We start from the raw sequence: 1,202 nt of genomic DNA, 5'->3' as shown, positions 1-1,202 counted from the left end.
AATTTGAGGAGATACCTTTTGAAAGCAAAGAACAGTTTTTACGTGATATTCTATCGATTGAAGTCAATTCCAGACAAACCACCAAAATCGCTAGACTGATAAAAAAGGCTAAATTTAGAGAGCTTAAATGGCTTAGGGATTATGAATGGTCCGACCAGCTGCACTTACCAGCAACAACCTCGAAAGAGGAAATCTGTGACCTCCGTTTTATAAAGAAAAAACAGAATCTTCTACTTTTAGGAACGCCAGGCACTGGGAAAACTCATCTAGGAACGGCTTTAGGTGTGAAGGCATGTGAACTGGGATTTGAGGTCCGTTTCTTTAGGGTGGCTGATTTGGTGGGACAATTAGAAGAAGCGATGAAAGAAGGCACCTTGCAGAGATTAAAACGACAGATTGAGAAGTGCGATTTGCTTATACTGGATGAATTGGGATACGTTCCTTTTCAAAAGCAAGGATCGGAATTATTGTTTCACATTATTGCAGACTGTTACGAGCATAAAAGTGTGATTGTAACCTCCAATTTGGAGTTTGGTCAGTGGAATCGGGTTTTTGGGGATAACCGTCTAACTTCCGCCCTTGTGGACAGACTAGTTCACCACGCGCATGTCATAGCGTTCACAGGGGAAAGTTACCGGTTGAAAAATGCCTTATCCTCCGTAAAAACGGATACTGGGATTTAATGTAAAAGAAAAGCTGCAAGCCTATGTAAATTTCTCTGCAATTTTCTGCACTTTTTGCTTGCAAAAAACACACGTTTTTAGGAATTAACTCAGCAATAATGTAATGGGTATCACTTTTAAAGTGATAATGCCATATACCTTTACTATATTGTTTCTTTGTTTTCTTACCGTACTTTTTAATATATGCAATTCCAGGCAACCTATGAAAATCTATGGAGAATACACGTCCTTTTCCTTTTTCTATAATTTTTAATAATACCCCACCATTCGACTCAATCCTATACTTTGAACCCCATTTTTTTAAATATTTTCGAGCCTTTTTCACCATATACTTACGAGCTTTATTAAGAGCTTTACCTCCATATTTTCTTATTAAAGGTTTCGCTAAAAATAACAAAACTTGTGCAATATATTTTGCAATACGTCCATTCGGATCCACATGCATCACTGGATCATTATTCGCATACGTATACCCATTCTGCGACAACGGTTCATCGTCATCTCCAGGATGTGGATCTA

General features: G+C 38.0%; 1 protein-coding gene and 1 pseudogene. One reads left to right on the top strand and one right to left on the bottom strand.

What is annotated here, in order from left to right:
• The coding region (istB, locus tag FEU33_RS17970) for an IS21-like element helper ATPase IstB (RefSeq protein ID WP_146549929.1) at positions 1-683 on the top strand (683 nt) is incomplete at its 5' end.
• Here the strand turns inward: istB and FEU33_RS17965 are convergent.
• Positions 619-1,202: pseudogene (locus tag FEU33_RS17965) on the bottom strand (hypothetical protein); the annotation flags it as partial. The gene istB and the pseudogene FEU33_RS17965 overlap by 65 nt on opposite strands.

It is taken from the genome of Rummeliibacillus suwonensis, assembly GCF_007896435.1.
Classification (GTDB): Bacteria; Bacillota; Bacilli; order Bacillales_A; family Planococcaceae; genus Rummeliibacillus; species Rummeliibacillus suwonensis.
Note: the sequence above shows the minus strand (reverse complement) of the source record. Positions and strands in the feature narration are given on the sequence as shown.